This window comes from Streptomyces niphimycinicus, assembly GCF_018883605.1.
GTDB classification, from domain to species: Bacteria; Actinomycetota; Actinomycetes; order Streptomycetales; family Streptomycetaceae; genus Streptomyces; species Streptomyces niphimycinicus.
This window is the reverse complement of the sequence record NZ_JAHLEM010001014.1, coordinates 1-4,449: the sequence shown is the minus strand read 5'-3', so window position 1 is coordinate 4,449 and position 4,449 is coordinate 1. Positions and strand designations below refer to the sequence as shown.

Annotated in this window: 3 protein-coding genes and 1 pseudogene; all 4 read right to left on the bottom strand. The window is 73.9% G+C overall.

The genetic code is table 11. The features are described 5' to 3' along the window. A pseudogene (locus KN815_RS46905) lies at nucleotides 1-538 on the bottom strand (FHA domain-containing protein); the annotation flags it as partial. 69 nt (nucleotides 539-607) lie between these two features. Beyond that, on the bottom strand, nucleotides 608-2,059 hold the full coding sequence (locus KN815_RS46900; RefSeq protein ID WP_216347884.1) for a vWA domain-containing protein: 1,452 nt from the start codon (nucleotides 2,057-2,059) through the stop codon (nucleotides 608-610). Nucleotides 2,060-2,081: 22 nt separating this feature from the next. Further along, nucleotides 2,082-3,464, bottom strand: coding sequence for a PP2C family protein-serine/threonine phosphatase (locus KN815_RS46895; RefSeq protein ID WP_216347883.1), 1,383 nt, complete (start codon nucleotides 3,462-3,464; stop codon nucleotides 2,082-2,084). Between the two features lie 3 nt (nucleotides 3,465-3,467). Further along, nucleotides 3,468-4,449, bottom strand: a 982-nt coding sequence (locus tag KN815_RS46890) for a tetratricopeptide repeat protein (RefSeq protein WP_216347882.1), incomplete at its 5' end; no start/stop codon positions are given.

Genomic DNA, 4,449 nt, shown 5'->3' with positions numbered 1-4,449 from the left:
GCGCGCCCTGGCCATGGCCCGGGGCGCCCTGCTGCGGTGCGCCGTGCGGGGGCGTGCCCCCCTGCTGCGGCGGCGGAAGCGTCCAGTCGCTGTCGCCGCCGAACCCCGGAGCGGAGGCGTGGCCGGCGCCGCCCTGCCCCGGGTGCGGGACATGCGGCACCCCGGCCCCCGGCTGCTGCGGTGGCGCGTAACTGCCCTGCGGCGGACCGTACGGAGAAGGCGTATGCGTCTGGAAGTTGAACCGGCACTCCTCGCAGAACGGAGCCTGCGCCTCACGCGGCGTACGGCACTGCGGGCACAGCTCCTGCTGCTGCGCCGGATAGCCGTAGCCCCCCGCGCCGCCGGGCGGCGGTGGGCCGCCCGGCCCCGGACTCCCGTAGCCGCCCGGTGGTACGGGCACGCCGTGGCCACCCGGCGCGGGCTGTGGCGGAGGTGGCGAGGCGGCACCGGAGGGCATGGGTGTCCCCGACATCCGGTGGCCACACACCTCGCACCAGTCGTCGGCCGCCGAGTGGTGGCCGTTGGGACAGGTCGGCATGTCGGATCCCCCTCTTGTGGCTTTCTCGGTGTTTCTGCCGAGAAGTGCTACGTGAGTGCTGGTTATGTGCTACTTCTTGACGCGAACTGTCTTGGTGGAGCGCGTTTCGAGTGTCATCTCGTCCGCCTCCGCGACCTTCGCCTTCAGTCGCACAGTACCTGCCGCCACATCGAGCACGTCCACCACCTTCGCAAGCAGTTTCGCCGTGTCCTCGTTCCCCGATGCGGTCGCCAGTTGTACGGCACGCCCCAGCTTCTGGGTCGCCTGTTCGGCATCGCCGGACTTGCGGGCATTCATGCCCTGTTGAATGACCTGGGCCAGTTCGGCTTGGCCCGTATAGTGCGCCACCTGCGGATTCATCGCGGTGGAGACGGCAAGGTCAGCCGTCCACACCGCGCGGACCAGCCCCTGCGCCAGCGGGCTCGGCGGGCCGCCGACGCCGTCGGGCGGCGGCTGGACCAGGGAAATCCTGGCCGCGAGCATCTCCTGGCCGACCTCCGCCGCCGGAACTCTCACACACAGGTGGTAGTCGCGGGACTCATCGCCCCAGGACCCGGTGGGATAGTCGCCCGCGCGCGGACCGGCTTCGACGCGGCGGGCGGTCAGATCCTCGACCGTGGGTGCGACCTGTTTCACATACGCCACTTCGGCGCCCTTGGGAGTCCACAGCCGGAGGCTGACATCGGCGATCTCCTTGCCCATCGCCGCCTCCATCATCCGCGTGAAGTCCGCGGAGAGCCCGGCGGGATCGGCGACGATATCGGCCGTTCCGAGCAGGGCGGAGGCGATCGCGGTGACCTCCTCGACCTCCCAGTCCGTCCCCACCCCGCGGGCGTCGCAGGTGAAGCGGCCCGCGCAGGCGTCGAGCACCATCCGCAGCCGCTGCGGCTCCTCATGCTCGTTCCGGCCGTCGGTGAGCAGAATGCCGTGCCGGATCGTGGCATCGGCGGAGCCGAGCAGCAGATCGGCCAGCAGCAGCCAGGTGCCGATCGCGGTGCCGCCGCCCGGACTCAGGCTCCGCAGCGCCTCCTTGGCTTGGGCGCGGGTGAGCGGATCGGCGATGGCCAGCCGCCCGTTGCCCGGGAAGATCTCGACCGCCTTATGGGTGCCCGCCACCACGGAGAAGGCGACGCCGTCGCGCACCGTGTCGATGGCGGCGGCGGTGGCCTCCCGCGCGTGACGCATCTTGGTCGGCGGATAGTCCATCGAGCCGGAGCAGTCCACCATGATCACCACGGCCGCGCGAGCGGAGGCACCGCCCAGGGCGCCCCCGCCGTCAGACGCGCTCGGGACGCCCCCGCCGTCGTCCGCACCAGGGACACCGTCGTACCCGCCGGGAGCGGCGTCGTACCCCTCGGGGGCGGCGGCGGGAGCGGGGATCGGCGGGCCTCCCGCGGCTCCGCCGCCGGACGAGGTGACGGTGATGATCGCGTTCACCTCGCGGCCGCCCTCGGGGAGGTACTCGTTCTGATAGACCTCGACCGAGAACCGCGGCGCGTCGGGCGTCGAGAAATGGGCCATATCATCCGCTCCTTGGCGACCGTCAGGCGGATCCTGCCCGGCCCGGGGCCGCGGGGAACGGCACGACCGCCACTGTTACGTTGTCGTGGCCCCCGCCGTCGAGGGCGTGGCCGACCAGGATCTGGGCGCTGTTCAGCGGCCGGGAGCGGGCGTCCGGCGGCACCGCGCGGGCCATCTGCTCCGCCGATTCGGCGTAGTTCCACAGCCCGTCGGTGCACACCACCACGACGCCCGGCCGGTCCGGTTTGTAGGAGGCGGTGTGGGGCTCCAGCTCATAGGCGTCCGCCCCGAGCCAGCCGGTGATGGCGTGGGCGCGCTCGTCCGCGTACGCCTCCGCCTCCGACATCAGCCCCGCGGCCACCATCTGGGCCGCCCAGGAGTCGTCCTCGGTGAGCCGGGCGGGCGGGGCCGTACGGTCGTCGGGGACCCAGTAGGCGCGGCTGTCGCCGACCCAGCCGATGGTGAGGATGTCGCTGGTGACGACGGCGCTGACGATGGTGCAGGCCGGTGCGTTCTGATGGCGCTGGCCCTCGGGGGGCGCGGCGGCCGCGCCGGTCTCCATGGCCAGCGAGTTGACCGCCTCGGCGGCGGCGACGATCGCCTCGTTCATGGCCTGCTGGGGATGGGCGCCGCGCGGCAGCGAGACCCGCAGTGCCTCACCGGCCGCATGGGCCGCGGCGGCCGAGGCGTCGTCGGGGCGGGTGGCCGAGGAGACGCCGTCGCACACCACGGCGACCACGACCGGTGAGCCGTCGGGCAACTCGGCGGCGGACACCGCGAACGCGTCCTCATTGCGGTGATGGCGCAGCCCTCGGTCGGTGGCCGCCGCGATGCCCGCCAGCTCGCTCTCCATATGGTCGCGTGTCCGTGCCTGGGCGTGCCCGCAGCGCTCGCAGTATCCGTCCTGGTCGATGGTGCCCTCCTGGCACGCGGCGCACCGGGCGCGGTGCTCGCCGCCGGGCAGCCGGGGGTCCGCCCCGGTGCCGGTGCCCGCCATGCTGCCCGTGCTGGTCGCCGCGCTGATGTGCGTACTCGCGTTGGCCCCCGGGCCGATCTCCGCGGGGGTGCCGGTCTCGGTGGGTGGCGCCGCCTCGGGCGCGCCGAGCGCCTCCGCGACCCGCGGGTCGGCCGGCTGCCCGTACCCGTCGGGGGCCGGGGCGGCCAGCTCGTAGTCGTCCGGCTCCGGTTCCGGCTCCGGCTCCGGGTAAGGGGACCGCGCCGCGCCGTTCAACTGCGGCGGCACCGGCAAGTCGCCGGGCGTCCGAGCCGCCAGATCGGCCGCTGCCAGATCGGCCGCCGCGGTCAGATCGGCACCGCACTGATCGCAGTATCTGTCCCCCGCCTGCGGCGGCTCATCACAGGTCGGGCAGGCTGACAGCCGGGTCGGCTGCGGCATCTGCGACATCGATCACACCCACGTCCTGGGGCGGAAACGGTTGGCCCGCTCCACCAGTTCGATCCTCTCCTCGCCTCGCTGCGCGAGTCTGGCGAGTACCCGGTACGAGCGCTCCAATCCGAAGCGCAGCCCGCGCTCGTCGAGGCTGCTGCCGAGCAGAGGCGGCCGGTTGTGTCCCGGGGGCGCCCCGCTGCTGCCGGACAGTACCCAATCCAGGGCGGTGCCCAGGACCTCCGTACGCAGCCGCTCGCGCCGCACCGCGTCCAGCCCGAACTCGCCCAGCCGCTCGACCTGGGCGGCCGAGGCCGCCAGATCGCCCAGCAGGGCGTCGTACGGGGCGCGCTGGCGCAGCCGGGCCCGTACGGCGGCTACCCGCGCCGCCGTGTAGTGGATCGAGGACTCCGGGACCGACTCCAGGGCCCGCACCGCGGCCGCCCGGTCCCCGGAGCACAGCAGGACCCGGGCGAGGCCGAAGGCGGCGCTCACAAAGCTCGGGTCGGTGGCCCACACCAGCCGGTAGTACTCCGCCGCGTTGTCCAACTGGCCCAGGACCTCGGCGCAGACGCCGAGCGCCAGCTTCGGCGCGGGCTCACCGGGGAACGCGTCGTAGACGGCGTCGAAGGAGAGCGCGGCGGTCTCGCGGTCGCCGGTGGCCAGCGCGTGCAGCCCCCGGTACCAGACGATCCGCCAGTCGTCGCTGTACGCGGCCTCCAGACCGGTGAGCGCGACGCCCGCGTCCTGCTCCTGGCCCAGCTCCAACTGGGCGCGGACCCGGCGCAGCCGCAGCTCGACCGAGTCGACGGGCGCGGTCCGCAGCGCGGCGCTCATCTCGGCGGGCTCGGCGGCCAGCAGCCCGGCCAGGAATCCGGCGTTGGGGTCGTCCGGGTCCACCAGCGGCACCGGGAGCGCCAGCGCGGTGGCTCCGCCTTCCAGCGTGGCGATGGCGGGCAGCGGCAGGGCCAGCGGGCCCGGCGGCCGCTGCGCGGGGACGGGC